Below are 26,572 nucleotides of genomic sequence, written 5' to 3'. Positions count from 1 at the left end.
CCGGTTTCGGAAGGCGCGGGCCCTGCGCGCCCGTTCCCTCGCCGGACCGGGTTTGGCGCGGCCTTGCCGGATCCTGCGGCGAGGTCGTAAGGCCTGCGCATGACGAGATCCGGGACCGCCGCACCGCCCACCGCCCGCACGGGGCCGATCATGACGGAGCGCCGCACCGGCCTCGTCGGCGGCCTGCTCGTGGCCATCGGGCCGGTGTCCATGGCGCTCTACACCCCGGCCATGCCCGCGCTGGTCGTCGCCATCGACACGACGCCCGGCATCGTGAAGCTGACGCTCGCGATCTATTTCGCGGGCTTTGCGATCACGCAGCTCGTCTGCGGGCCGGTCTCCGACGCCTTCGGGCGACGGCCGGCGACGATCGCCTTCATGCTCCTCTACATGGTCGGCGCGCTCGCCGCGATGGTGGCGCCCACGGTCGAGATCCTGCTCGCCGCCCGCCTCCTGCAGGGCTGCGGCGCCTCGATCGGGCTCGCCACGGCGCGCGCCATCGTGCGCGACCAGTTCACCGGCGAGCAGTCCTCGCGCATCCTGAACACGATCGGCATCGTCCTGGCGCTCGGGCCCGCCGTCTCGCCCACGATCGGGGGGATCGTCCTGGATCTCGCCGGCTGGGGCGCGATCTTCGTGGCCATGGTCGTGTTCGGCATCGGCGTGATCCTCGTCACGCTCCTCGTCATGCGCGAGACCGTGGTGCCCGACCGCTCGCGCATCGCCCCGCGCCAGATCGGGCGGGCCTATGCGACGCTCCTCACCCATCCCCATTTCGTCACCTCCAGCCTGACGGTGGCCGGCGCCGTCGGCACGCTCTACGCGCTCGCCACGATGCTGCCCTTCGTCCTCATCGACCGGGCGGGCCTGACGCCGACGCAGTTCGGCATCGGCATGCTGGCGCAGTCGGGCTCCTTCTTCTTCGGCTCGATCGCCGGCAAGCTGGCCATGCGCCGGGTCGGCGCGCGCGCGCTCGTGGCGCCGGGCCTTGCCCTCATCGCGCTCGGCAGCCTCGGGCTCGTCGTCTCGATCGCGCTCCTGCCGGTCTCCTACGCCTCCATCATGGTCCCGGTCGGCTTCTACGCCTTCGGCATCGCGCTCGTCATGCCGGCGATGACGACGGCCGCGCTCGCGCCCTTCCCGACGATGGCGGGAGCGGCGGCGGCGATGACGGGCTTCATCCAGATGGGCGCCGGGCTTCTCGGCGGGCTTGCGGCGGCGGCGATCGGCGAGCCTGTTCTGGCGACGCAGACCGTCATTCCCTGCCTCGGGGCGATCTCGATCGGTGCCTATCTCGTGCATCGGCGCCTGCCGCCGCCTTCGCCCGCCGAACGGCGGGCCGGGAGCGAGACGGCACCGGCCGCGGCCGGCTGAGGCGGCGGCTTCGGATCGTCAGAACAGGCCGGGAAGGATGCGGGCGGTGCGGGCCTTGTAGGCGCGGTAGTCCTCGCCGAAGCGCTCCTCCATCATCCGCTCCTCCGGGCCGATCCGGAAGGCGAAGAGCAGGCCGAAGCCGACGAGCCCGGCCGGCCCGGCGATCGCGCTCGGCACGAGCAGCGCCTGCGCCAGCGCCATGGCGAAGAAGGCGGTGTACATGGGATGGCGCAGCCGCTCGTAGATGCCGGTCGTCACCAGCTTGTGCTTCTCGCGGATGTCGAGCGAGACCGACCACATGCGGCCGAGCGCCTTGTGGGTGCGCCGGAACAGGTAGAGCGCGAGGGCCGCGACGAGGGCGCCAGCGCCTGTCTGGAGCGCGGAGGGCTCGTAGGTTCCAAGCCGCGGCAGGCCGCTCGCCACGAACAGGCCCGGCAGGATGCCGAGCCCGGTGAAGGACACGGCCATGCGGATCCGCTCGGACAGGTCGCGCCCGCTATGGGCGATCCGCGTCTTCCGGGCGCGGCGCTCGAACGGATAGCGGATGACGTACCAGCCGACGACGAGGAGGACCCAGAGACCCTGGCCGGCGAGCGCGGCGCTCATCGCGGCGCCCCGGAGGGCGAGGCGGCGGGCGCGCCGGGAAGCGGGGCGAGGTCCACCGTGCCGGTGCGCGAAAAGAGCGGGATGGGGTTCGGTCCGAGAAGCAGCATGTGGAAGGAATAGGGATTGCGGCGTTCCACGCCCAGCACGAACTGCCGGTGCAGGCGAAAGAAATCGCGCTTGATGCGGGTATAGGTCTGCGCCGAGACGAGGCGCTTGAAATGCACGCGGCGCACGATGGGCCTTGCCCCGCCGGCAATGCCGAGCGAGGTCGCCGGGTTGGACTTGTAGAAGTTGATCGGGTCCGACAGGGCCTGGCAGTCCGTCCAGGGCAGCGCGACCTCCTCCACGAGATGGCGCACGCAGTCGCGCTCGGGCGCCGCGGCGGGATGGAGCGCGGTCTTCATCAGGCTCGAGCCGACGGTCAGCATCTGCAGGTCCGCCCCCGGGCGCACCGCCTTCAGCGCCCGCGAGAGGGCGCGCACGGCAAGGCTGGCGCCGAGACTATGGGCGGCGACCACGATCTCGTCCGCGCCCTCTCCGCAAAGCCGCAGGGCGAGCGCGTCGCAATGCTCGCCGATGCGCCGCTCCAGCGCGGCGTTGCGCCCGCGGCAGAGGTCGCGCGCCAGCGCCCAGTCGTCGAGCGCGGTGAGGAGATGCAGCCGCGTCAGCGCGAGCCGCCACAGGAGGGCCGCCAGCGCCGCCCCGAGGCCGAGGCCCAGAAGAAGGCCGACGCCTCCCGGCAGGAGCGCGTGCCCGAGGATCGCGAGAAGCACCGCCAGGAGCGCCGGTCCGAAGAGCGCGAGCAGCGGGAAGGCGAAGAACAGGGCGTAGCGCCAGCTCGTGCGCATGTAGCGGAAGAGCGTGCCGGTGACGACGAAGTCGAGCATGGCGCCGACGCCGTCGAGAAGGCGCGTTGCGACCGGGCGGGCCGCGTAGTCCAGGATGACGTCGCCCCAGTCGCAGAAGACGACCGTCGTCCGCGTGTCGAACGATCCCGGCGCATGGGCCCGCATGTCGAGGCTCGGGCGCATCTCCTCGCCGGCCGGGGGCGCCGTCTCGGGCGCGACCTCGATCGCCACCTCGTAGGCCTGCGCCGTGCGGGCCGCCGCCCGGCGGAACCGCTCCATGTGCCCCGTGGCCCGGAAGGGCTCGAATCCGGGAAAGAAGAAGACGAGCCTCTTCGAGACCATCCACGCCGCCTCGCCTCTGCGGGCCGGTGCCCGGCCGGCCGCCCGCCGCTCCGCGCCTCTCTCGAAAGGGCGCGGGGCGGGCGAAGAGGCCCTACAGGAGGAGGCCGGCCTTGAGAAGAGGCGCGGACCGACGCGCTATTCGGCGGCGATCGGCCGGGCGGCGCCGATCGCCTCGAGAGCCTGCGCGGCGATGGTGAAGGAGGAGAGCCGCGCGGCGTGGTCGTGGATCTGCCCGGTGAGCACGATCTCGTCCGGGCGATGGCGGGCGATCAGCGCCTCGAGCTCGGCGCGCACGGTCTGCGGGCTGCCGGTCGCCGAGACGGCGAGCGCGCCGTCGACCATCGCCTTCAGGCCGGGATCGAGCACCGCGTCGATATTGTCGACGGGGCGCGGCAGGGGGCCGGGCCGGCCGGTGCGCAGGTTGGCGAAGGCCTGCTCCATCGAGGAGCGCAGGCGCCGTCCCTCGGCGTCGGTCTCGGCCGCGAAGACGTTGGCGGCGAGGATGAAGTAGGGGCGCTTCAGGCCGGCGGAGGGGCGGAAGGTCTCGCGATAGATCGCCGCCGCATCCTCGAGGGCCGCCGGGGCGAAATGCGAGGCGAAGGCGTAGGGCAGGCCGAGATGGGCGGCGAGCTGCGCGCCGTAGAGGCTGGAGCCGAGGATGAAGACGGGAACCCGCGTGCCCGCGCCCGGCACGGCGCGGATGCGCTGGTCGGGTGCGGCGGGCTCGAAATAGGCCATCAGCTCGACCACGTCCTGCGGGAAGTTGTCGGAATTGTCGAGGCTGCGCCGCAGGGCGCGGGCCGTGGCCATGTCGGTGCCGGGCGCGCGGCCGAGGCCGAGATCGACACGGCCGGGATGCAGCTCGGCCAGCGTGCCGAACTGCTCGGCGATGACGAGCGGAGCGTGGTTGGGCAGCATGATGCCGCCGGCGCCGATCCGGATCGTGGAGGTGACGCTGCCGACATGGGCGAGCGCCACCGCCGTCGCCGCGCTCGCGATGCCCGTCATGTTGTGGTGCTCGGCCATCCAGAAGCGATGGTAGCCGAGCGCCTCGGCATGGGCGGCGAGCTGGCCCGAGCGAACGAGCGCGTCGCGCACGGTGGAGCCTTCGGGCACGGGCGAGAGGTCGAGGACGGAATAGGGGATCATCGGACGGGGATCCTTCGGCAGGTGAGCACCGGACCGGCTCCAAGCGGCCGCCCGTCCGGCGAAGGGGGCAGGCGAAGCCGCGCCGCCCGGCGTTCCCCCGCGCCTTCGGCCGGGGGGCTTGCACCCCAGATGGGGACGACCGGCCGGCTTGTCCACGGCGCGGGCGGCGGAGCTCTGCGGGAGGCCCTCTGCAACTATGGTCGCAATGGGGCCTCGCTCCATGGTTTTCCCGTGGCTTGGGGGATAGTTTCCCGCAAACGACGCCGCCGCGGGAGGATGCCGGCGGCGTCGACAGCCTCGGGAGGACAGCCCATGCCAGACATCTGGAACCAGACCTACGACCCGTTCGGCAGCCTGGCGCTGTCCTTCCTGTTCGCCGCGGTTCCGGTCGCGGTGCTGCTGGTCGGGCTCGGCGTCCTGCACATGCGCGCCCACACGGCCGCGCTCGCCGGCCTCATCGCCGCGCTCGCCATCTCCATCCTCGTCTTCGGCATGCCGACCGAGAAGGCGTTCCTGGCCGCCGGGTTCGGCGCCGCCTACGGCCTGATGCCGATCGGCTGGATCGTCCTCAACATCATCTTCCTGCACCGGCTGACGGTGGAGAACGGCTCCTCCGACATCCTGCAGAACTCGATCGCCAGCGTCACCGACGACCGGCGGCTGCAGCTCCTCCTGATCGCCTTCTCCTTCGGCGCCTTCTTCGAGGGCGCGGCGGGCTTCGGCACGCCGGTCGCCGTCACCGCGGCGCTCCTCATCGGCCTCGGCTTCTCGCCGCTCGCCGCCTCGGGCCTGTCGCTCATCGCCAACACGGCGCCCGTCGCCTTCGGCGCGCTCGGCACGCCCGTCATCGCGCTTTCGGCGGTCACCGGCCTCGACCTCCTGGAACTCTCGGCCATGATCGGCCGGCAGCTGCCCTTCTTCTCGCTGATCGTGCCCTTCTGGCTCATCTGGGCCTTCGCCGGGCGGCGCGGCATGATGGAGATCTGGCCGGCGATCCTCGTCTGCGGCGTGTCCTTCGCCATCCCGCAGTTCCTCGTCTCGAACTTCCACGGCCCCTGGCTCGTCGACATCGTCGCCGCGCTCTGCTCGATGGGCGCGCTCGTCGCCTTCCTACGGGTCTGGAAGCCCAAGACCGTCTGGCGCTCCACGGCGCTGATCGGCCACGAGGCGGCCGAGGAGGAGGCGCGCCGCGCCGCGGGCCTTCCCGCCGGCGGTCCCGTCGGGGTCGACGGCACGGGCGGCACGAGCCGAGGTGGATCGGGCGGCGGCATCGCGGTCGCCGGCGGCGGCGCGCTCGCCATGACGCAGGACCGCTCGGCGATCCTGCGGGCCTGGATGCCCTGGATGATCCTCACGGTCTTCGTCTTCCTGTGGGGCATCCCGCAGATGAAGGCGCTGCTCGACGGCATCTCCATCGTGAAGATCCCTTTCGAGGGCCTGCACCAGCAGATCCAGAAGATGCCGCCGGTCGTGCCCGCGCCCAAGATCGAGGACGCGGTCTTCAACCTCAACTGGCTGTCGATGACGGGCTCGGGCATCCTCGTCTCGGCGCTGGTGGCCGGTCTCGCCATGGGCTTCGGCCCGCTGCAGCTCGTCCGGATCTACGTGTCGACCATCTGGCGCGTGCGCTACTCGCTCCTGACGATCGCCATCATGCTCGCGCTCGGCTACCTCACCCGCTATTCGGGCCTCGACGCCACGATGGGCCTCGCCTTCGCCAACACGGGCGTCTTCTACCCGCTCTTCGGCACGCTGCTCGGCTGGCTGGGCGTGGCGCTGACGGGCTCGGACACGGCCTCCAACGTCCTCTTCGGCGGCCTGCAGAAGACCACCGCCGAACAGCTCGGCCTCAACCCCGTGCTGATGGCCTCGGCCAACTCCTCGGGCGGCGTGATGGGCAAGATGATCGACGCGCAGTCGATCGTCGTCGCCTCCACGGCGACGGGCTGGCAGAACGGCGAGGGTCCGATCCTGCGCTACGTCTTCCTGCACTCCATCGTGCTGGCCGTCCTCGTCGGCCTGCTCGTCACGCTCCAGGCCTATGTCTGGCCCTTCACGAGCCTCGTCGTCGGCGCCTCCTGAGGCACCGCGCGGCACGGAACGGACGAAGGCCCGGCGGTGCGAACCGCCGGGCCTTTTCGTACCGCCGCGCGTTCGAGACGATTCGTCTCGGCCGTTTTCGCGCGGCGCCAGCCCGCGCGGCGATCGGGCGTCGTCCGGCGCGGCATGACGTGACCCGCAGGGTCCGTTCAGTGGCGGGCCGGTCTCATGGATGGGGCCTGCGCAGAACCGCGGTCTTCAGGCGGTCTTCGGCGTCAGGTCCGTCGACCAGAGAGCGGCGTCGGCCGCGTCCCGCAGGGTCACCGTCATGACCTGCGTGTCGGCGGCGATGCGCACATGGCCGAAGAACTGCAGGCCGGCGGCCGGCGAGAGGTTCTGCCCCTGTTCCTTGGTCGGCGCCTTGGCGTAGCGCAGCTGCGGCCCGAAGGTGGCGTCGAGATCGCCGGGGCCGAACGTGCCCGAATGCAGCGGCCCGGAGACGAACTCCCAGAACGGCTCGAAATCCTGGAACACGGCCTGGTCCGGGTCGTAGTAATGGGCCGCCGTATAATGGACGTCCGCCGTCAGCCAGACGGTGTTCAGGATCTTGCGGTCCTTGATGAATTTCAGGAGATCGGCGAATTCCAGCTCGCGCCCGAGCGGGCGGCCCGGCTCGGCATTGGCGACGGCCTCGAAACCCTTCTTGTCCTTGGCATTGTCCCAGACGACGAGGCCGAGCGGCATGTCGGCGGCGATGACCTTCCAGGTCGCCCTGGAGGCGGCGAGCTCGCGCTTCAGCCAGTCGAGCTGGGCGGCGCCCAGGAACACGCTCTGCGGGCCTTCCTCGGTCTCCAGATTGGCGCCGTTCGGGCCGCGATAGGTGCGCATGTCCAGGAAGAACACGTCGAGCAGGGGTCCGTAGGCGACCTTGCGATAGACGCGCTGGGGCTCGGCGAGCGTCGTGGCCAGCGGCATCATCTCGTGGAAGGCGCGCAGGGCCCGCGCCGAGAGCGCGTGGATCGAGCGCTCCTTGTAGGCCTCGGGCAGGACCTTGGAGGAGGACCAGTTGTTGGTCACCTCGTGGTCGTCCCACTGTGCCAGCATCGGCACCTCGGCATTGAAGGCGCGCAGATTCGCGTCCATGAGATTGTAGAGATACTGGCCGCGGAACTCTTCCAGCGTCTCTGCGACCTTGGCCTTCTCGGGCGTGACGAGGTTCTTCCAGACCGTGCCGTCCGGCAGGTCGACGCTCTCCTTGATCGGGCCGTCGGCATAGACCGTGTCGCCCGAGTGGAGGAAGAAGTCGGGCCGGTGCTTGAGCATGGTCGCGTAGATCGTCATGCCGCCGCGCGCCTCGTCGATGCCCCAGCCCTGGCCGGCCGTGTCGCCGCTCCAAGTGAAGGAGACGTCGCGCGCCTCGCTCGGTGCCGTGCGGAAATGGCCGACCATCGGCTCGGAGACGGCGTTGACGTCGTTGAGGTCGGTCATCGTGGCGCGCCAGAAGATGTCCTGGCCGCTCGGCAGGCCCTCGGCGAGGAGCTTCACGGCATGGCCGGTCTCGGGCAGCGCGTCGAGCGCCGGCAGGCGGGTCGCGTCCTTGAAGCTTTCGGTGGTCGACCATTCGAAGACGGCGCGCGAGGGCCGGTCGGCCCGCGCCCAGAGCACCGCCCGGTCGGCGCCGATATCGCCCGACTGCAGCCCGCTCGGCAGCGTCGGCCGGCTCTGCGCCCGCGACAGGCCGGGCAGGGCGAGCCCGCCCGAAAGGGCCAGCGCCCCCGTCGCCGCGCCGCGCAGGAGCGAGCGGCGGGAGAAGGTGGTCGATTGGTCGAAGATGCGGATCGCCATGGGGTTCGCCTCGTCTGGATCGGACGAGGCGTCGTTTAGAACCTTTCCATGACGGGGATGCGAAACGACCTCTCGGGCCGAGCCGGACGTCAGCGGCCGTGAGGACTCTTCAGGCTATCGTCGTGTCCGATCGCTGCCGTCAGGTTGTCGGAGGTCTCGTGCAGCAGGTCGAGATAGGGCCTGAACGCGTAGATCCGCGTTCGCTTTGCCTTCGAGGCTTCCTGCAGGATGCCGATCTCGACAAGCGTGGCCACGACATTCGCGCCGCCTTGCGCGGTCGTGTTCAGAATGGCGGCGGCCTGCGCGACGGTGATGTAGGGGTGTTTGAACAAGGCATCCGTCAGCCGGGCGGGGTTGCTCGACCGGCTTGCCGCCTGGGCGCGGGCCAGCAGGGACTCGCGCAGCGCAGTTATTCGGCGAGCCGTGATGAGGGCGGCCCGGCAGGTCAGCCGGACGCCTTCGAGGAAGAACTTGATCCAGCCTTCCCAATCGCCCTCGTCGCGGACGCGTTGCAGCGCGGTGTAATAGTCCTGCCGATACTGCTTGAAATACAGGCTGAGATAGAGGAGCGGCCGCTCCAATATCTCCTCCTCGCAGAGCTTGAGCGTGATGAGCATTCGTCCGACGCGGCCATTGCCGTCCCAGAAGGGATGGATGGTCTCGAACTGAGCATGAAGGATAGCGCAGCGGACAAGAACCGGAAGTTCTCGGTCGTGAAGGTATGTCTCCCAGTCGTCCAAGGCCTGTTCCATCAAGGGAACCGCGGGAGGAACGAATGTCGCATCCTCGATCGAACAGCCCGGAGGGCCGATATGGTTCTGGCCCTGCCGGAACTGCCCGGGGGCCCGCGTCGATCCGCGTCCCGAATCCAGAAGGGGCTCATGGAGGCCGCGCACGAGTCGCTTGGACAGGGGCAGAGCCGGAATTTCGGCGAGGCCCCATCTCATGGCGGCGATGTAGTTGATGATCTCCGTCACATCGCTCTGCGGATGGGCGGCCTCCGGTACCGCCTCGTATTCGAAGAGGTCTTCGAGGCTCGCCTGCGTGCCCTCGATCTGGGACGAGAGGGCCGCTTCCTGCCGCATGAAGGCATAGACGAAGAGATCGGGGTTCGGCAGGGTCAGTGCGGCCCCGTCGAGCCTGGCCAGGGCACGATCGGCTCCGGACAAAGCGAGAATCAGATCGCGGTCGAAGACGAGAGGAGGGCAGGGCGGCAAGGGCGCAGGAGCGAAACAGCGGTACGAACCGAAGGTTACGTATCGTCCGCTGCGTTCGCTCGGCATCGCTCCCCGCCCTTCCACCCTTCCAGAAGGGCATCATACCCAACGACCGTTGGGTATGAAAGGCGATAACCAAATCTCGGCGTCGAGATTTTCGTCAGGCGCGGTCGCGCTTGGCCAAGGTCCGCAGGCGCAACGCGTTGAGCTTGATGAAGCCGGCCGCGTCCTTCTGGTCGTAGGCGCCCTGGTCGTCCTCGAAGGTCACGAGCTTGTCGGAATAGAGCGACTTGGCGCTCTCGCGCCCGGTGACGATGACATTGCCCTTGTAGAGGGTCAGCGTGACGGAGCCCTCGACATGCTCCTGGCTCCTGTCGATGAGGGCCTGCAGCATGAGGCGCTCGGGGCTGAACCAGAAGCCGTTGTAGACGAGCTCGGCATAGCGCGGCATCAGCTCGTCCTTGAGATGCGCGGCACCCCGGTCGAGCGTGATGGACTCGATGGCGCGGTGGGCGGCCAGAAGGATCGTGCCGCCCGGCGTCTCGTAGATGCCGCGGCTCTTCATGCCGACGAAGCGGTTCTCGACGAGGTCGAGCCGGCCGATGCCGTTGTCGCGGCCGAGATCGTTCAAGGCGGCCAGAAGCTCGTGGCCCTTCATCGTCTGGCCGTTCAGCGAGACCGGATCGCCCTTGGCAAAGCCGATGGTGATTTGCGTTTCGGCGTCGGGCGCCTCCATCGGGCTCACCGAGCGCTGGAAGACGTAAGGCGGCGGGGCGACGGCCGGATCCTCCAGCACCTTTCCTTCCGAGGAGGAGTGCAGGAGGTTGGCGTCGACCGAGAAGGGCGCCTCACCGCGCTTGTCCTTGGCGACGGGAATCTGGTTCTTCTCGGCGAAGTCCAGGAGGTCGGTGCGGGACTTGAAGTCCCATTCGCGCCAGGGCGCGATCACCTTGATGTCGGGATTCAGCGCGTAGGCCGAAAGCTCGAAGCGCACCTGGTCGTTGCCCTTGCCGGTCGCGCCATGCGCGATGGCGTCGGCGCCCGTCTCGGCGGCGATCTCCACGAGGCGCTTGGAGATGAGCGGACGCGCGATGGAGGTGCCGAGGAGATAGGTGCCCTCGTAGACGGCATTGGCCCGGAACATCGGGAAGACGAAGTCGCGGCAGAACTCCTCGCGCACGTCCTCGATATAGATCTGCTTGATGCCCAGCATCTCCGCCTTGCGGCGCGCCGGCTCCAGCTCCTCGCCCTGGCCGAGATCGGCCGTGAAGGTCACCACCTCGGCGCCGAGCTCGGTCTGCAGCCATTTCAGGATGATCGAGGTGTCGAGCCCGCCCGAATAGGCGAGGACGACCTTCTTGACGTCGCGCGGAAGAGCCATGCTGCTTGATCCTCGAATGGTGTTTGGGCGGTTTTGCCGAAAGCTGTGCGGGATGCAAGGGCGCGCGAGGTTTCGGCGGCGACCAATCGACAGTCCGGCGGCGTCATCCTTTTTCACGCCGAGGTGTGAAAAATTAGAAAAATCGAGATCGGGTCAACATTTTTCATGTCAGATGAGAGGATGGAAAAAAATCCGACATCCTCCGTGGACATGAATCCGAGCCCGCTTCTCGAGAGTTTCCGCGGACGTCGGCTGCCCATGGAGGCTCGACCCGTCGGCTATTGCGAACTCATTCGTCGCTTCGATCTCCGCGTTCCGCTGCATCACGAGATGGCGGCGACTTCGCCGAAGCATAGCCGACGTCGCGAGAATGGCTGGTCGATCCATCCGGTCTCGGCCCGTCCGAAGGAGGATACCGTTGCCCATCTCGTCTTTGCGTTGAAGCACGAGGGGCTGGTTCTCCTGACGCTGAAGGAAGTGTTCCATGCGATGGACCGGCGCGACCTCGAACAGGCGTTGATCGCCAAGCCGACGAGCGCCTATCTGCGCCGACTGTGCTTTCTCTACGAATGGCTGCTCGACGAGGAACTGGCGGTGCCGGACACGAAACGGGGCAGCTACGCGCTTCTGCTCGATCCAGAAAAGCAACATGCCACACGCGACACCTCTTACGAGCGCCGGTTTCGAATCCTCTTCAATCTTCCGGGCACGCCGCAGTTCTGCCCGTTGGTGCGACGAACGCAGGCGATCGACGATTTCATCGCCAAGGATTTTCGTGGCCGGGCACGCGACATCGTCGATTCGGCCCCGCCCGACGTCATCGCGCGGGCCGCGGCCTTTCTTCTTCTCAGCGACTCCAAGGCTTCCTTCGCGATCGAAGGAGAGACGCCGTCGGGTGATCGGATCGAGCGCTGGGCCAGAGTGATCGCCAAGGCCGGCACGCTGGATCTCTCGATAAAGGAGTTCGAGCGGCTGCAACGCGAACTCATCGGTGACGAGCGTTTCGTCCGGGTCGGCCTGCGGGACGAGGGTGGTTTCGTTGGCCGCCACGATCCTCTCCAGCAGCCACGGCCGGAACATGTCAGCGCCAATCCGGAGGATCTCGTCTCGCTGCTCAACGGGCTCGTCGCCTTCAACGCGCTTTCGCGGATGCTCGGCTTTCATCCGGTGATGACGGCCGCCTGTATCGCCTTCGGCTTCGTCTACATCCACCCGTTCGAGGATGGGAACGGGCGACTGCACCGCTTTCTTCTCCACCATGTCATGGCGGAACGCGACTACACGCCGGAGGGCATCGTCTTTCCGGTCTCGAGCGCGATCTATCACGACATCGCCCGATACAAGGCCACGCTGGAGACGGTATCCAAGCCGCTGCTGGAATGGATCGAATGGTCCGCCACGCCGCGGGGCAACGTGCAGGTCCAGAACGACACCGCCGACTACTACCGCTACTTCGACGCGACGGCCCACGTGGAATACCTGTTCCGCTGCATCGAGACGGTCGTCTCCCGCGACCTCCCCGACGAACTGTTATTTCTGCAGCATCGCGACACTTTTCATGCAGAGGCGACGCGTGTCGTCGACATGCCGGAGCGTATGTTCGACATGCTGCTGACGTTTCTGCACCAGAATCAGGGCCGGCTCAGCAAGCGGGCGCGCGAGACGGAATTCGTGGCGTTGACCGCAGATGAGGTCACTCGGATGGAGGCGATCTATCGCGATCTGTTCCAGCGTCCGACGGACGACCAGAGCGATCTTTTCCGTCCACTCCGGGTCTAGCCGCCCGGTCCGGCGATGCCGTAAGGGATGTTATCCGATCCGTCTTCGAGCCCGCCGCCATGAGCTTCCTTCCCGATGCCGCGACGCTTCTCGCCTTCACCGTCGCCGCGCTGGTCCTGACGATCACGCCGGGGCCGGACATGACGCTCTTTCTCGGGCGCACGCTGGCGCAGGGACGGGCGGCGGGGCTGGCGGCCTATCTGGGCGCCTGCACGGGCTCGCTCATCCACACGAGTCTTGCCGCCCTCGGCCTGTCGGCGCTGCTCGCCGCCTCGCCGCAGGCCTTCCTGGCGCTGAAGATCGCGGGCGCGGCCTATCTCGTCTATCTCGCGGTCCAGGCGATCCGCCACGGCTCGTCCTTCTCGGTCGACCGGAGGGCGGCGCCGCGCGCGCCGCTTCTGGCGAACTGGGCGACGGGGGTCGGCATCAACCTCCTCAACCCCAAGATCATCCTGTTCTTCGTGACCTTCCTGCCGCAATTCGTGGCGGCGAGCGATCCGCATGCGGGGGCGAAATTCTTCTTCCTCGGTGTCTACTTCATCCTCGTGGCGACCCCGATCACGCTCGTCCTCATCGTGACGGCGGACAGGATCGCCTCCGTCCTGAAGGCCCGGCCCTCGGTGATGCGCGCCATCGACTGGCTCTTCGCCGGCGTCTTCTCCGCCTTCGCGATGCGCATCCTCCTCGCGCGCAACTGACGCAACGAGCCCGCGCCGTCAGGCATAGGCGTAGGGGCCGCCGCGTTTCAGCGCCTGGCGGTAGGCGGGGCGGGCGTGGATGCGCTGCAGGAAGTCGCGCAGGGCCGGATGGCCGTCGTAGCCGACGCGGCTCGTGGCGGCCTCGACGGGGAAGCTCATCATGATGTCGGCGACGCTCATCTGCGGTCCCGCGAACCAGCCGGTCGCGCCGAGCGAGTCCTCCCAGTGCTTCAGATGCGTCGCGATCTCCGGGCGCACCAGGATCGCGTCGGCCTTGGCGAGCGCGGCCGAGAGCACGGGGCGCAGGTAGAAGGGCGCGCGCCCGGGGATCATCGAGAGGACGAGCTTGAGGAAGAGCGGCGGCATGGCCGAGCCTTCCGCGTAATGCAGGAAATGGCGCGCCTGCCAGTAGTCGTCGCTGCCCTCCGGCGGCATCAGCCGGCCCTCGCCGTGCCGGGAGAGGATGTATTCCACGATCGCGCCGGTCTCGGCGATCGTATGCCCGTCCTGCGTGACCACCGGCGACTTGCCGAGCGGGTGCACGGCCTTCAGCTCGGGCGGCGCCTGCATCGATCGGGTGCGCTCGTAGCGCTTGACCTCGTAGGGCACGCCGAGCTCCTCCAGGAGCCAGAGCACGCGCTGCGAGCGGGAATTGTTGAGGTGATGGACGGTCAGCATGGGGGCCAAGCTGCGGCGCGATCGCGGTTCGGCAAGGGGCGAGCGCCGCGCCGCGCCGCGCCGGAGAAGCCGGTCAGAGGCCCGCGGCGGCGCGCAGGGCGGCGTTCATGCGCTCCTGCCAGCCCGGCCCGTCCTCCTGGAACCGCTCCAGCACGTCGCGGTCGATGCGCAGGGAGACCATCTCCTTGGCCTGCGGGATGGCGGATTTCGCCTCCTCCATGCGCTTCGGCGTCGTGGCGCTCTTGAAGGCGGCCTCGGCGGCGGCGCGGGGGTCGGTCGGGCGGCGGGCCATCGGTCTATCCTTCGTCGGTCCGTGGAGCCGGCGTCGGCGCCCTGAAGCGCGCCCGCCAGCGGCCGGCGCTGTTGCCGGCGACGATCCAGTATACCAGCGCGAAGGACAGCGCCGCCACCATGGCGGCGACCTGGATGCTGGCATGGGGCAGCGCCCGCCCGTAGGCGAGGACCAGAAGCGTGCCGCCGCCGAGCACCCCCGCCAAAAGATGAAGGAGGATCGAGGAGAGGCCGAGGACCTCGCTCGCGAGCACGAAGAGCGCGAAGGGCAGGATGATCGCCGCGCCGATCTGCGCGGCCTGGGCGATCACCGCGAAGACGATCTCGGCGATCAGGAACGGGTCGGGCGAGGGCGGCAGGTCCACGAAGGGCCAGACGAGCGCGAAGGCGGCCGCCAGCGTGGCGGCGACGAAGCCCGCGGGCACGAGGAACAGGAAGCGCAGGACCGTCAGCATCGCCCTCGTCTCTTCGCCGCCCCGGTGCGACCGACCGGGGCGTGGTCCCTCACTTAGGCGAGGCGCCGCCCCTGCGACAGGGCCTGCGACACAATCGGACCCGGCGCCTGCGGCGGCGGGCCGCGCCGGTTCCGGCGCCCTCATGCTGCACCGCGTCGGTTTCGCGCAATGGAACGGCTCTAGAGGAAGGCGCGGCGTTTCCTTCGGCTCGGCGGACCCTGGCATGGCAGACTACGACCTCATCGTCATCGGCAGCGGTCCCTCCGGGCGCCGCGCCGCCGTGCAGGCGGCCAAGCTCGGCAAGTCGGTTCTCGTCGTGGAGAAGGGGCGCCGCGTCGGCGGGGTCTCCGTGCACACCGGCACGATCCCCTCCAAGACCATGCGCGAGACGGTGCTGAACCTCACCGGCTGGCGCGAGCGCGGCTTCTACGGGCGCGCCTATCGCGTCAAGCAGGACATCTCGGCCGCCGACATCCAGGCGCGCGTCCTCAAGACGCTCGACCACGAGGTGGACGTGCTGGAGCACCAGTTCGTGCGCAACGGCGTGCGCACCGCGACGGGCGAGGCGAGCTTCGTCTCGCCGCACGAGATCCGCATCACCGGCCCCGGCGGCGAGACGCGCCAGGAGCGGGCGGCCTTCTTCGTCGTCGCCTGCGGCACGGTTCCCTTCCGGCCGGACTACGTGCCCTTCAACGGCACCAGCGTCTTCGACAGCGACGAGATCATCGAACTGCCCAAGCTGCCGCGCTCGATGGTGGTGATCGGGGCCGGCGTCATCGGGGTGGAATACGCCACGATCTTCTCCGCGCTCGAAGTGGCGGTGACGCTGATCGAGCCGCGCGCGAGCTTCCTCGACTTCGTCGACAAGGAGCTGATCGACGAGTTCGTGCACGAGCTGCGCGACCGCAACGTCTCGATCCGGCTCGGCTCGGAGGTCACGAAGATCGATCTCGACCGGGCGGGCCGCCCCGTCTGCCGCCTCGCCAACGGCCGCGACGTGGCGAGCGACGTGCTCCTCTTCGCCGCCGGGCGCATGGGCCAGACGACGGGGCTGAACCTTGCCGCCGCCGGCCTCGAGAGCGACCATCGCGGCCGGCTCGCCGTCGATCCGAAGACGCTGCAGACGAAGGTCCCGCATATCTATGCGGCCGGCGACGTCATCGGCTTCCCGAGCCTCGCCTCGACCTCGCTGGAGCAGGGACGGCTCGCCGCCTGCCACGCCTTCGGTCTCGCGCCGCCGCCGCCGCCGGAATTCTTTCCCTACGGCATCTATTCCGTGCCCGAGATCTCGACCGTCGGCATGAGCGAGGAAGAGGTACGCCGGCGTAACATTCCCTACGAATGCGGCATCGCCCGCCTGCGCGAGACCTCGCGCGGCCATATCATGGGCGTGCAGAACGGCATGATGAAGCTGATCTTCTCCAAGAAGACGCGCCGCCTGCTCGGCGCCCATATCGTGGGCGAGGGGGCCACGGAGCTCATCCATATCGGCCAGGCGGTGCTCAACCTGAAGGGCACGATCGACTATTTCATGGAGAACACGTTCAACTATCCGACGCTCGCCGAGGCCTACAAGGTGGCGAGCCTCGACGCCTGGAACCGCGCCTTCGGGCCGGCCATGGCGCTCGACGCCTGACCCTGAAGCCGCGGTCTCAGCCGAGGCGCCGCACCAGCGTCTGCAGGCGCGGCCGCACCGTCAGGAAGCCGAGATAGGCCCGTTCCAGGCCCGCCAGCACAAGGGGGTTGCGGGCGAGAAGGCCGAGCGGGCGCAGGAGCGGGATCGCCCGCCACAGGGCGGCGAAGGCGGCGGCGCCCGACAGGAGGCGCCCGTCCTCGCGGGCGTGGAGGCGCGCCAGAAGCTCGGCCCGGTCGATCGGGCAGTCGGCGGGAGCATCGCCCGCCACGTCCACGAAGCGGATCGCGCCGCGCCGGTCGAGCCGGCGCATCAGCGCGATCTCGCGGCGGCAGAGCGGGCAGGCGCCATCGTGCCAGACGGTGAGATCGGTCATGGGCGTTCAGATGGGGCGCCAGGGCGCCGAGAGAAGCGCCCGGCGACGATCCGTCCGGACAGCCGCGCACGAGCCGTTTCCAATGCCGTCGAGCAGGAGAGGTCGGCTGTGCGCATCCAAAGCCCTCTCGGGGATCGAACTCTCCCGACGACGCCCGGCGAAAACGATTCCGATCGTCGGGGCGATATTGTAGCGCAAGTGCATGGACCATCCTTCGAGCGAATCAGCCGCGCGCGCGGCACAGGACGACCGGACGCTTCTGGGCATCGGTCTGATGGTGGTCTTCTGCGTCGTCGCGCCGCTGATCGACGTCTCCTCCAAGATCGCGGTGCAGAGCGTGTCCACGGGCACCGTCACGCTCTTCCGCTTCGTCGTGCAGGCGGCGCTGATGGCGCCCGTCGTCCTTCTCCTGCGCCTGCCCGTGCGCCGCTCGCGCACCGTCCTGGCGCTGACGCTCGCCCGCGCGCTCGTCAACATCGCCTCCACCTTCACCTTCGTGGCGGCCGTGCGCGTGATGCCGATCGCCGACGCGCTCGCGGTCGCCTTCGTCTCGCCCTTCATCCTCCTCGTGATGGGGCGCTTCATCCTCGGCGAGACGATCGGGGCGCGCCGGCTCGGGGCGGCGGTGGTGGGCTTCTCCGGCACGCTCCTCATCATCCAGCCCTCCTTCGCCGCCTTCGGCTGGGTGGCGCTCCTGCCGGTCGGCTGCGCCTTCTTCTTCGCCGTCTACATGCTCATCACGCGGCGCCTGGCGCGCGACCTGCATCCCGTGGCGATGCAGTTCGACACGGCGGTCGCCGCCTCTCTCCTCTGCCTGCCGCTCCTCGGCCTCGGCACGGCGGCCGGCTGGCCCTCGGCCGGCTTCTCCATGCCCGAGGGCGCGATCTGGTTCTGGTGCGTCGGCGTCGGCCTGATGGCGACGATCAGCCATATGGCGATGACCTACGCGCTCTCCTTCGCGCCCTCCTCGACGCTCGCGCCGCTGAACTACCTGGAGATCGTCACCGCCACGCTCTTCGGCTTCCTGTTCTTCGGCGACTTTCCCGGCGGCATGACCTGGGCGGGCATCGGCATCGTCATCCTGTCGGGCCTCTACGTCATCCACCGCGAGCGGATCGCCGCGCGCGACCGGCGCATGGCGCTGCCGCTGGCAGGGCTCGACCCCGTCTAGGAGCCCGTTCGTCCGCGCCCGGATCGGTCCCGCAGGCCCGGCGCCGTCCCGTGCTGCCCGGAAGAGGATATCCCCTTGCGCCCGTTCGGCGCCCGCCGTCGCGCGCCTAGACTCCGGCCCGCAGGCACGGCTCCCCCGGGGCCGCCGGCGCGGCGAAGCATCGCCTGGAGGGGACGGCAATGGGCAAGTTCATGGGCGACGACGACATCCTCATCGGCTCGCTGTTCGAATTCCTGAACCTGCGCTTCGCGCCGCGGCTGCCGCCGGCGCCGAATGCGGAGCTCTTGATCGACGAGAATTTCGGCGGCGTCGAGGAGATGGTGGCGCTGCAGCGCGAGTTCGCGATCTTCCAGAAGGGCCGCAGCTTCCGGGAGAGCGCGGCGATCATGAATCTCGGCGGGTTCTGGAGTCCGCGGGCGCGCAACCGGTGGTACAGGCTGCTCGAGGACCTGACATCCTATCCGTCCAACCGGGGCGGGCTCGACGGCGACGCGGCCATCGTCGAGGCGATCGTCGACAATCTCGAAAACGGTCGCGCGCTTCCGATCCTGTTCGGCGCCCACGATTCGTCCGACGCGACGCAGCGCCTCGTCCTCATCGGCCAGGAGCGGCGCGCGGTCGTCTTCATCGACGAGGACTATCTCACCGTCTCCCTGCCGATGCGGCCGCGCGAGAAGAGGTCGGGCGGCTAGGCCCGTGCCGGTTCCGTCCGGGGGCGCCGAGGTCGGGGCGATCCTCTCGCCCGTCGCGGCCTATTACGGCCGGCGCCTGAAGCGCCACGGCGCGACGCCGCTCGGGGTGGACTGGACCTGCGTGCCCTCGCAGGAACTGCGCTTCGTGCAGCTCCTGAACGTGTGCGACGGGCAGACGGGCTTCAGCCTCAACGACCTGGGCTGCGGCTACGGCGCGCTCGCGAGCTTTCTCGACGGGCGCCATCCCGGGCGCTGCATCGACTATCTCGGCATCGACGCCGCGCCCGCCATGGTGGCGCGGGGGCGGCGGGCCTTTCGTGGGCGGGCGGACATCGCCTTCGCCTGCGGCGAGGACAGCCCGCGCCAAGCCGACTTCGGGGTGGCGAGCGGCATCTTCAACGTCTGCCTCGACTGTCCGGAGCCGGTCTGGGAAGGCCATGTCGGGCGCATGCTGGTGCGGCTTTCGGCGACGAGCCGGCGCGGCTTCTCCGTGAACTTCCTCGCCGCCCACCCCGCCATCGCGCCTCGTCCCGGCCTCTACCGCACCCGGCCCGAGCGCTGGCTCGCCTTCTGCCGCGACGGGCTCGGGGGCGCGGTGGAGGTCGTCACGGGCTACGGGCTGCGCGAGTTCACGCTCCTCGTGCGGCGCATCGGCGGGCGCTGAGGCGCAAGGCCGTCCGCCTCCCGCCGCGCGGCCGCGAGGATCGGCCGGAAGGCGAGAGCGCCCGTGCGTTCCAGAAGCGCGGCGGCGCGGCGCAGGGCGCGGGCCCCCGTCTCGCCGTCCCCTTGCGCCCGCGCGGCGCGCGCCGCCACGATGCGGGCGCGAAGCTCGGGGATGCGCGCGTCGAGCCGCAGGGCGGTGCGGGCGGCCTCCTCGGCGAAGGCGGCAGCCTGCGTCGCATCGCCGGCGGCGAGGTGGCATTCGGCCAGCCCGGCCAGCATGTCCGCCTCGTGGTCGAGCGCGGCCTTCGCCGAGCGCGAGAAGGCGAGGGCGGCCTCGAAGTCGCGCGCGCCGGCCTCGAAGTTCCCGCTTATCGTGTGGGCCGTGCCCGAGCAGGCGAGGCGGAAGACCTGCAGATAGGGGCTGCCGTGGCGGGCGGCGAGCTCGCCGATGCGCCGCGCATGGCGCCGCGCGAGGTCGCCGTCGCCCCGGCACCAGGCGATGTCGAGCGTGCCGAGATGGGAGATGAAGCGCACGGTCGGGTCGACGAGGCTCGGCTCCAGCGCCAGCATCTCGTCGAAACTGGCCTGCGCCTCCTCGAATCGGGCGAGATGGACGAGGATGCGCCCGCGCAGGCTCACCACCCAGTGCTCGACGCTGTAGCCGAGGAAGTCGCGGTCGAAGCGGTCGAGGAAGGGGCGCTCGGCGAGCGCCGCGTCCGCGGCCGCCAGCGCCTCGCGCAGGAGCCCGCCCCAGCCATAGGCCTGGCACAGGCCGGCGCTCAGCGTCGCGCGCCGCTCGCCGTGGCCGCCGGGCGGCACCAGATCGAGCGCGTGGCGGATGCGGGCGGCGTAGTCGTCGGCCGCCCCGCCGCCGGCGCCGATCAGCCGGGCCTGCGCGAAGAGGAGGAGCGGCACCATGGCGCCGTCGCCCTGACGCGCCAGCACGAGCGCCTCCTCCAGATAGGGCCGCGCCTCCTGCGCCGTCAGGCCCTCGCGCCAGCCGAGCCAAGCGATTTGGGCGCTCGCCAGGATGCGCAGGTCGTCGGCCTCGGGCGAGGGCGGGGCGCGCGCCAGGAGATCGCGCACGCGCCGCCAGTGGGCGATGGCCGCGCCCGCGCTCGTCGTGCCGACCCAGCGCGCCGCGCGGGCCTCGAATCCGGCCGCGCGCAGCGGCTGGCCCGCCGCCTCGCGGTGGTAGGCGAGAAGGGCGGCGGCCTCGTCGAGGCGCTCGGCGTCGAGCCGCTCGATCGCCTCCGCGCTCGCCTCGTGCAGGGCCGCCCGGCGCGCCTTGAGGAGCGTGCGGTAGGCGACGTCCCGGATGAGCGGATGACCGAAGGCGTAGCAGGCCCCGCGCGTGTTCTCGATCCGCCGCAGGAGACCCGCCTCGCAGAGCCGCCCGAGACCCGGTTCGAGGGGGGCGGCGCCCGCGCCGCCGATCTCGCGCAGGAGGGGCAGCGACACGTCGCTGCCCGCGACGGACAGGAGCTGCAGCAAGTGGCGATCGTCCTGCGGCAGCTGGTCGATGCGCGAGGCGATCACGTCCTGCACCGGCATGGGCAGGATGCGCTCGAGCGGCGCCGCGCCCCGCCGATAGGCTCCCAGCGCGCCGACGAGGACGCCGTTCGCCACCATCGAGCGCACCAGTTCCTCGACGAAGAACGGGTTGCCGCCGCTGCGCCCGGCGACGAGGCGGCGCACGTCCTCGAGATCGGGAGCGGGGCCGACGAGATCGCGCGCCATCGCCTCCGTCGCGTCCGGCGCCATGTCCGCAAGAGGCATGGCGGTGAAGTGCTCCAGCCGCATGACGTCCTCGGCATGGCCGTCGCGATAGGCGAGGACGAGGAGGCAGCGGGTGTGGCGCACGGCCTGTGCCGCGGCGGCCACGAAGTCGCGGCTGGCCGCATCCGCCCAGTGCAGATCCTCCAGGACGAGGAGGGCCGGCGAGCGTCCGGTCTCGGCGACGAGGTGCCGGGTGATCTCGAGGAGGCGCTGGTGGCGGGCGGCCGCGTTCAGCCATTGCCAGCTTTCGGCGGCGGGATAGCCCAGGAACTCCCCAAGCAGCGAGCAGTCGGCCTCGAAGGTCGGTCCGATCCGCCCGAGGCGCTCGGCGATCCGGCGCCGCGCCAAGGCCTCTTCGTCGCCGCGCGAAAGGCCGAGGAGCCGGCGCAGGAGATCGAGCGCCAGCTGAAAGGGCGTGGCGTGGCCAAAGGCCTGCGAGCGCGCCTCAAAGACGGAAACGCCGCGCTCGGCGCACCAGCGCGAGACCTCCGCGCACAGGCGGCTCTTGCCGGTGCCGGCCGGTCCGGCGATGCCGACGACGCGGGCCTTGCCGCCCTCCGCGCCGATCAGCATCGCCTGAAGGCGGGCGAGCTCCTCGTGCCGCCCGCGCAGGGGCGTGGCGGCGCGGGCCTGCGCGGGCCGGTCCGCCTCGGCGCCGCGCAGCCCGTCGAGCCGGAAGATCTCGACCGGCTCCGCGATGCCCTTGAGGCGGCGGGCGCCGAGCGGCACGCTCTCGACATGGCGCCGCGCGAGCGCCTCGCAGGCGGCCGAGAGCACCGTCATCCCCGGTTCGGCCAGCCTCTGGAGCCGGCTCGCCAGATGGATCGCGATCCCGTGCGCGTCCGGCGGGGCGTCGGCGTTCAGGGGGCGACGGCCGAACACGACCTCGCCGGTATGCAGGCCGATGCGCAGCCTGAGGCCGCCGGGCGTCGGGGGAAAGGCCGCCTGCAGGGCGAGAGCCGCCCGGCAGGCGAGGATGGCGTGGCCCTCCTGCGCGAAGGGCGCGCCGAAGAGGGCGAAGAGCCCGTCGCCCATCGTGCGCACGATCGTGCCGTCGAAGCGCTCCACCGCCCGGGCCATCGCCGAGAGCGCCGGCTGCAGCCGCTCCATCGCCTCCTCCGGATCGAGCGCGGAGATTTCGGCGGTGGAGGAGACGATGTCGCAGAAGAGGATCGTCGTCTGCTTGAGTTCGCCGGCGCGAGGCGACGCGGCGCGCGGCGCAGGCTCGCGCAGGCGGGCGCCGCAGGCGCTGCAGAAGGCGGCGGTGGCGGGCGAGACGCCCGCGCAGTCCGGGCAGGCGAGAAGGAGGGCCGCGCCGCAGCCGGGGCAGGCCGCGAGGCCGTCCGCGCTTTCCGTGTGGCAGCTGGCGCATCGCATGCGGGATCGCCTCGCGGACGAGGATGCCGGGGGGCCGGACCCTGCGCGCGGACCGGCCCCCTGTCAATCAACCGCGGCGACCCGCCAGGGCTCGCCTGCGCCGTCGGTCTTGCGCGGCGGCCGTCCTCAGCCGCCCGCCCAGGCGTGGTGGTGGCGGCCCGGCCGGTCGAAGCGCTGGAACGTGTGGGCGCCGAAGAAGTCGCGCTGGCCCTGGACGAGATTGGCCGTGCCGCGCACGCGGCGGTAGTCGTCGAAATAGGACAGGGCGGCGGCGAGGGCCGGCACGGGAAGACCGGCCAGGGCGGCCTTCGAGACGATGCGGCGCAGCGCCCCCTCGCCCTCGGCCACGCGCGCCGCCAGGCTCGGCGCCTGCAGCAGGTTGACGACGCCGTCCCCCGCCTCGAAGGCGCGGGCGATGTCGTCGAGGAAGACCGAGCGGATGATGCAGCCGGCGCGCCAGATGCGGGCGATGTCGCGCAGCGGCAGGGCCCAGCCGAACTCTTCCGAGGCCGCCGCCATCACGGCGTAACCCTGCGCATAGGCGATGATCTTGGCGGTCTGGAGCGCCGATTCCAGTTCGCGCAGCCCGGCCGGCGTCACCGGGAAGGCGCCGTCGGGATCCTTGGCGCCGATGCCGGCATAGACGCGGCTGGCCGCCTCGCGCTCGGCGCGGCGCGAGGAGAGGCCGCGCGCCGAGACGGCCGCCTCCAGCGTGGTGGCCCCGATGCCGAGCTTCTGCGCCTCGATCACCGACCAGCGCCCCGTGCCCTTCTGACCGGCCTCGTCGACGATGAGGTCGACGAGCGGGCGCCCCGTGTCGGGATCGCGTTCGGCGAGCACGGCGGCGGTGATCTCGACGAGATAGGAGGAGAGGCCGCGCGTGTTCCAGTCGGCGAAGACGGCGGCCATCTCGCCCGGCTCCAGCTGCGCCCCGTCGCGCAGGATGCCGTAGATCTCGGCGATCATCTGCATGTCGGCATATTCGATGCCGTTGTGGATCGTCTTGACGAAGTGCCCGGCGCCGTCGGGCCCGAGCCGGGCGACGCAGGGCTCGCCCTCGTAGCGCGCGGCGATCGCCTCCAGGACCGGCTGCAGGCGCCGCCAGACGTCGTCCTCGCCGCCGACCATGATCGAGGGGCCGTGCCGCGCCCCGGAGGCGCCGCCGGAAACGCCCATTCCCACGAAGCGCAGCCCCGTTCCCTCGATCGCGCGGGACCTGCGGACCGTGTCGTTGAAATCGGCGTTGCCGGCGTCGATCAGGATGTCGCCCTGCGAGAGGAGCGGCATCAGCGCGGCGATCTGCTCGTCGACGGGCGGCCCGGCCTCGACCATCAGGAGGACGAGGCGCGGCGCCTTCAGGCGCGCCACGAAATCGTGCAGCGAGGTCGAGGGGTGGAGCCGGGCGGCGAGGGCCGGATTGTCGGCGACGAGGCGCCGGGCCTTTTCGGCCGTGCGGTTGTGAAGGGCCGTCGCGAACCCTTTCTCGGCCAGATTGAGGGCGAGCATGCCGCCCATCGTGCCAAGCCCCAGCACGCCGATATCGGCTACCGCTTCGCTCATCCGGTCCGTCTCCCCGTTTGTCCGTTCGGTCGGCAACATTCTTCAACTGTTCGTATTTATTTCATACTGCTTTCACCGAGATGGCAGCACTTCGCAAGTGCGTAGTGTCACGCAAGCATCGTTCGGGCCGGGTGCGGTCGGTCGGGTTATGCCAGATAGGCCGTCGCGAGGGCCACCGTGCCCTGCGCGAAGGCCGGTCCGAGGGCCTGCGCGGTCGGCGTCTCGGCATGCGAGGCGATCCAGGCGGTCAGCTGCAGGCGGCGCAGCATCACCAGCATCGGCAGGGCGGCCTCCTGCTCGGGCGGGAAGGGCGCGAGGCTGCGATAGCCGTCCAGCCAGGCGGCCCTGAGGTCCGGCACGAGCGGATCGTCCTCGATGAAGGAGACGGAGCCGGCGAAGTCGTAGCCGAACCACGAGAAGCCGCAATCGTCGAAGTCGATGACGCCGAGTCGCGGGCCGTCGAGGAGAAGGTTGGCGGCGCGCATGTCGCAGTGGACGAGGCCGAACCGGTCCGGCGCCGTTCCGAACGCGGCGCATTCGGCCTCGAGCCGGAGATGCAGCGCCTCCAGGAGCGCTCGGCCGGCGGGGTCGAGCCCGGGCGCCTCGCGCCAGTCGCCCCAGAGGGCCCCGCCGCCCGCGATCGTCTCGAAGGTCCAGCGCTTGCGCGCGAAGCCCGGCGGGCGGCGCCAGGCCTTGGCATGGGCATGGAGGCGCGCGGCGATCGTGCCGAGTTGCCGGTGCCAGGCGAGGCGATCGACGCCGGCATCCGGCTCGCGCCCGCTCATGTGCTCGAAGGCGACCGCGTGGCGCGGCATCCCGCCGGCCGTGAAGGAGACGATCGGCGCGCCGGACGGCGTTCGCAGCGGCCGCGGCGTCTCGACGGCGCCCGCCGCGCGCAGCGCCTCGATCCAGGCGAGCTCCGACAGGATCTCGGCCTCGTCGTGATAGCCCGGCCTGTGGACGCGAAGGACGAGGGGCGGCCCGCCCGCGGGCCGGGCGAGGAAGGTGGCGTTTTCCGAGACGACGAGGCGCTGCAGCGCCGTGTCCGGGGCAAGGCCCCAGGCCGGCAGGACGCCCTGCAGCCCCGCCTGCAGCTGGCCGATGAGGCCGTCCTCGTAGAGCATGGGCGTCCTCCCCGCGTGTCAGGCCGGGCTTGCAGCACAAATCCCGGACGATCCGCAAGGCGCCCTGATGGAAGGAGCCGGTCCTACCAGCCCATCGTGCCGGGACCGCCCTTGAAGGGGCCGGCGAGATCGCGCGTGATCCAGCCGCCGTAGAACCCGCCCGCCTGCGGCTCGGCGCGCTCGCCATCCACGAAACAGCCGTCGAAGAGCCGGGGATAGAAGGCGACGAAATCCGTCAGCGCGGCGAAGCCGGGCGTCGGATCCGGATAGCTCCAGGCGGCGTCGCGGAACGTCTCGCCGGCGACATGGACGTCGAAATAGCGGGCCGCGCCCTTCCACTCGCAGATCGAGCGTCGCGCGTTGGGCGTGAGGGCCCCCGGCGCAACGTCGCACGGCGGGAAATAGTAAGTCGGCGGATGGCTCGTCTCGAGCGTGCGCATGCCCCGGTTCGTCGCGGCGAGCGTGACGCCGCGATGGACGATCTCGAGGCGCCGGGACGTCGGCATCGCGACGGCCGGTCGCGGATAGTCCCAGACGCTTTCCTGTCCGGGGGCGACGGGGTCCGGTTTCACCTGCATGCGCCTGGCTCCCTGCCACGCCCCGGTCGGGGCCGTGCCGAAGGATGGTGCCTGCGGCCCGCCGCGGCAACGGGCGGCGCGGGCGCTGCGACGAGATGGCGGGGCCTGACGGGACCGCAAGGGTCCGCTCGCGCGTTAGCCGAGACGACCCACCACACGGAGACGCCCCATGACGCAGCTCACCCTTTCCGACATCTCCAAGGCGATGGCCGACATCGACTTCGCCATGCTCAGCACCCGCACCGAGGGCGGCGCCATCGCGGCCCGCCCGATGAGCAACAATGGCGACGTGGCGTATGACGGCGACAGCTTCTTCTTCACCTACGAGGCGGCGCGCACCGTCGCCGATATCGAGCGCGATCCGAAGGTGGGCCTGTCCTTCCAGGGCAAGGCGGGGCTTCTCGGCAAGCCGCCGATGTTCATCGCCGTGGAGGGGACGGCCGAGCTGATCCGCGACAAGGCCGCCTTCGAGGCGCACTGGACGAAGGATCTCGACTACTGGTTCGACAAGGGCATCGACACGCCCGGAATCGTGCTCGTGAAGGTGCATGCCGGCCGCATCCACTACTGGAACGGCCGCGACGAGGGCGAGATCGCCCTCTGAGCCTTTCGGCGATCGCTGCGGCGGTCCTGGCGGGGACTCAGCCCGGCAGGGCCGTCGTCGGCGAGGCCGAGTAGCGGCGGCGGCGGCCGACCAGCATCATCGGCACGCTGGCGAAGGAGAGGACGAGGGCGAGCGCCATGAACCAGCCGATCATCGGGTTCTCCTCGACGGCCGTCGTGTAGAACATCAGATAGGCTTCGTAGAGGAAGGCCGGCGGGGCGAGCGTGAAGAGGCCCGCGCCGGCATAGCCGACGGTGCGGAACCGCGTGGTGACGAAGAAGTCTGACGAGGCGTTGAGGGCCATGGGACGCT

General features: G+C 70.3%; 24 protein-coding genes. 9 read left to right on the top strand and 15 right to left on the bottom strand.

Features of this window, described 5'->3' with window-relative positions:
* Positions 1 to 99 precede the first annotated feature (99 nt).
* A complete protein-coding gene (locus ASG48_RS10585) occupies positions 100 to 1,374 on the top strand; it encodes a multidrug effflux MFS transporter (protein WP_244486871.1) in 1,275 nt (424 codons plus the stop codon).
* An 18-nt stretch (positions 1,375 to 1,392) separates the two neighbouring features.
* Here the strand turns inward: ASG48_RS10585 and ASG48_RS10580 are convergent, their stop codons facing one another.
* The 3 genes from ASG48_RS10580 to ASG48_RS10570 all read right to left on the bottom strand — a co-directional run bounded on the left by ASG48_RS10580 (position 1,393) and on the right by ASG48_RS10570 (position 4,319).
* The gene (locus ASG48_RS10580; protein WP_055849165.1) at positions 1,393 to 1,980 is read right to left on the bottom strand and encodes a protein-S-isoprenylcysteine O-methyltransferase; all 588 of its coding nucleotides are present in this window, start codon (positions 1,978 to 1,980) and stop codon (positions 1,393 to 1,395) included.
* Complete coding sequence (locus ASG48_RS10575) at positions 1,977 to 3,170, bottom strand: hypothetical protein (protein ID WP_055849162.1); 1,194 nt, start codon at positions 3,168 to 3,170, stop codon at positions 1,977 to 1,979. Before ASG48_RS10575 ends, ASG48_RS10580 begins: the two co-directional genes overlap by 4 nt.
* A 135-nt stretch (positions 3,171 to 3,305) precedes the next feature.
* Positions 3,306 to 4,319, bottom strand: a complete 1,014-nt coding sequence (locus ASG48_RS10570; RefSeq protein ID WP_055849159.1) for an LLM class flavin-dependent oxidoreductase — start codon at positions 4,317 to 4,319, stop codon at positions 3,306 to 3,308.
* Positions 4,320 to 4,631: 312 nt separating this feature from the next.
* Here ASG48_RS10570 and ASG48_RS10565 point away from each other — a divergent pair, with 312 nt between their 5' ends.
* Positions 4,632 to 6,401 carry an L-lactate permease gene (locus ASG48_RS10565; RefSeq protein ID WP_082529399.1) on the top strand — a complete coding sequence of 590 codons (1,770 nt, stop codon included), beginning with the start codon at positions 4,632 to 4,634 and terminating at the stop codon, positions 6,399 to 6,401.
* Positions 6,402 to 6,617: 216 nt separating this feature from the next.
* On the opposite strand, the gene ASG48_RS10560 is transcribed toward ASG48_RS10565, so the two are convergent.
* The 3 genes from ASG48_RS10560 to ASG48_RS10550 form a co-directional block, all read right to left on the bottom strand.
* Positions 6,618 to 8,204, bottom strand: a complete 1,587-nt coding sequence (locus tag ASG48_RS10560) for an alkaline phosphatase D family protein (RefSeq protein WP_055849158.1) — start codon at positions 8,202 to 8,204, stop codon at positions 6,618 to 6,620.
* An 89-nt stretch (positions 8,205 to 8,293) separates the two neighbouring features.
* Complete coding sequence (locus ASG48_RS10555) at positions 8,294 to 9,487, bottom strand: Fic family protein (protein WP_055849155.1); 1,194 nt, start codon at positions 9,485 to 9,487, stop codon at positions 8,294 to 8,296.
* A gap of 94 nt (positions 9,488 to 9,581) precedes the next feature.
* A complete protein-coding gene (locus ASG48_RS10550) occupies positions 9,582 to 10,802 on the bottom strand; it encodes an argininosuccinate synthase (protein ID WP_055849152.1) in 1,221 nt (406 codons plus the stop codon).
* A 180-nt stretch (positions 10,803 to 10,982) separates the two neighbouring features.
* Here ASG48_RS10550 and ASG48_RS10545 point away from each other — a divergent pair, with 180 nt between their 5' ends.
* Positions 10,983 to 12,581, top strand: a complete 1,599-nt coding sequence (locus ASG48_RS10545) for a Fic family protein (RefSeq protein ID WP_244486870.1) — start codon at positions 10,983 to 10,985, stop codon at positions 12,579 to 12,581.
* Between the two features lie 59 nt (positions 12,582 to 12,640).
* Complete coding sequence (locus ASG48_RS10540; RefSeq protein ID WP_055849146.1) at positions 12,641 to 13,279, top strand: LysE family translocator; 639 nt, start codon at positions 12,641 to 12,643, stop codon at positions 13,277 to 13,279.
* Positions 13,280 to 13,297: 18 nt separating this feature from the next.
* Here ASG48_RS10540 and ASG48_RS10535 read toward each other — a convergent pair whose 3' ends face one another.
* The 3 genes from ASG48_RS10535 to ASG48_RS10525 all read right to left on the bottom strand — a co-directional run bounded on the left by ASG48_RS10535 (position 13,298) and on the right by ASG48_RS10525 (position 14,703).
* Complete coding sequence (locus ASG48_RS10535; RefSeq protein WP_055849143.1) at positions 13,298 to 13,957, bottom strand: glutathione S-transferase; 660 nt, start codon at positions 13,955 to 13,957, stop codon at positions 13,298 to 13,300.
* A 73-nt stretch (positions 13,958 to 14,030) separates the two neighbouring features.
* A complete protein-coding gene (locus ASG48_RS10530) occupies positions 14,031 to 14,249 on the bottom strand; it encodes a BrnA antitoxin family protein (protein ID WP_055849140.1) in 219 nt (72 codons plus the stop codon).
* 4 nt (positions 14,250 to 14,253) lie between these two features.
* Positions 14,254 to 14,703: a hypothetical protein gene (locus ASG48_RS10525; RefSeq protein ID WP_055849137.1), complete on the bottom strand. Its 450-nt coding sequence runs from the start codon at positions 14,701 to 14,703 to the stop codon at positions 14,254 to 14,256.
* Between the two features lie 223 nt (positions 14,704 to 14,926).
* On the opposite strand from ASG48_RS10525, the gene sthA reads away from it, so the two are divergent.
* Positions 14,927 to 16,339: a Si-specific NAD(P)(+) transhydrogenase gene (gene sthA, locus ASG48_RS10520; RefSeq protein ID WP_055849134.1), complete on the top strand. Its 1,413-nt coding sequence runs from the start codon at positions 14,927 to 14,929 to the stop codon at positions 16,337 to 16,339.
* A gap of 16 nt (positions 16,340 to 16,355) precedes the next feature.
* Here the strand turns inward: sthA and ASG48_RS10515 are convergent, their stop codons facing one another.
* Positions 16,356 to 16,712 carry a DUF393 domain-containing protein gene (locus ASG48_RS10515; protein WP_055849130.1) on the bottom strand — a complete coding sequence of 119 codons (357 nt, stop codon included), beginning with the start codon at positions 16,710 to 16,712 and terminating at the stop codon, positions 16,356 to 16,358.
* Positions 16,713 to 16,914: 202 nt separating this feature from the next.
* Here ASG48_RS10515 and ASG48_RS10510 point away from each other — a divergent pair, with 202 nt between their 5' ends.
* The 3 genes from ASG48_RS10510 to ASG48_RS10500 all read left to right on the top strand — a co-directional run bounded on the left by ASG48_RS10510 (position 16,915) and on the right by ASG48_RS10500 (position 19,239).
* Complete coding sequence (locus ASG48_RS10510) at positions 16,915 to 17,883, top strand: DMT family transporter (protein ID WP_055849128.1); 969 nt, start codon at positions 16,915 to 16,917, stop codon at positions 17,881 to 17,883.
* Between the two features lie 179 nt (positions 17,884 to 18,062).
* On the top strand, positions 18,063 to 18,575 hold the full coding sequence (locus tag ASG48_RS10505) for a hypothetical protein (RefSeq protein ID WP_055849125.1): 513 nt from the start codon (positions 18,063 to 18,065) through the stop codon (positions 18,573 to 18,575).
* A gap of 4 nt (positions 18,576 to 18,579) precedes the next feature.
* Positions 18,580 to 19,239 carry a class I SAM-dependent methyltransferase gene (locus ASG48_RS10500; RefSeq protein WP_055849122.1) on the top strand — a complete coding sequence of 220 codons (660 nt, stop codon included), beginning with the start codon at positions 18,580 to 18,582 and terminating at the stop codon, positions 19,237 to 19,239.
* Here ASG48_RS10500 and ASG48_RS10495 read toward each other — a convergent pair.
* The 4 genes from ASG48_RS10495 to ASG48_RS10480 all read right to left on the bottom strand — a co-directional run bounded on the left by ASG48_RS10495 (position 19,188) and on the right by ASG48_RS10480 (position 25,656).
* Complete coding sequence (locus ASG48_RS10495; RefSeq protein ID WP_055849120.1) at positions 19,188 to 22,394, bottom strand: adenylate/guanylate cyclase domain-containing protein; 3,207 nt, start codon at positions 22,392 to 22,394, stop codon at positions 19,188 to 19,190. The genes ASG48_RS10500 and ASG48_RS10495 overlap by 52 nt on opposite strands.
* A gap of 126 nt (positions 22,395 to 22,520) precedes the next feature.
* Positions 22,521 to 23,954, bottom strand: coding sequence for an NADP-dependent phosphogluconate dehydrogenase (gene gndA / locus ASG48_RS10490; protein ID WP_055849117.1), 1,434 nt, complete (start codon positions 23,952 to 23,954; stop codon positions 22,521 to 22,523).
* Between the two features lie 146 nt (positions 23,955 to 24,100).
* A complete protein-coding gene (locus ASG48_RS10485; protein WP_055849114.1) occupies positions 24,101 to 25,078 on the bottom strand; it encodes a phosphotransferase in 978 nt (325 codons plus the stop codon).
* Positions 25,079 to 25,161: 83 nt separating this feature from the next.
* Positions 25,162 to 25,656 (bottom strand): DUF427 domain-containing protein, encoded by a 495-nt coding sequence (locus ASG48_RS10480; RefSeq protein WP_055849111.1) that lies wholly within the window; start codon positions 25,654 to 25,656, stop codon positions 25,162 to 25,164.
* A 169-nt stretch (positions 25,657 to 25,825) separates the two neighbouring features.
* On the opposite strand from ASG48_RS10480, the gene ASG48_RS10475 reads away from it, so the two are divergent.
* Positions 25,826 to 26,260: a pyridoxamine 5'-phosphate oxidase family protein gene (locus ASG48_RS10475; protein ID WP_055849109.1), complete on the top strand. Its 435-nt coding sequence runs from the start codon at positions 25,826 to 25,828 to the stop codon at positions 26,258 to 26,260.
* A 37-nt stretch (positions 26,261 to 26,297) separates the two neighbouring features.
* Here ASG48_RS10475 and ASG48_RS10470 read toward each other — a convergent pair whose 3' ends face one another.
* Positions 26,298 to 26,564: a hypothetical protein gene (locus tag ASG48_RS10470; RefSeq protein ID WP_055849106.1), complete on the bottom strand. Its 267-nt coding sequence runs from the start codon at positions 26,562 to 26,564 to the stop codon at positions 26,298 to 26,300.
* Positions 26,565 to 26,572: the final 8 nt, after the last annotated feature.

It is taken from the genome of Aurantimonas sp. Leaf443, from assembly GCF_001425575.1.
Lineage (GTDB): Bacteria > Pseudomonadota > Alphaproteobacteria > Rhizobiales > Rhizobiaceae > Leaf443.
Note: the sequence above shows the minus strand (reverse complement) of the source record. Positions and strands in the feature narration are given on the sequence as shown.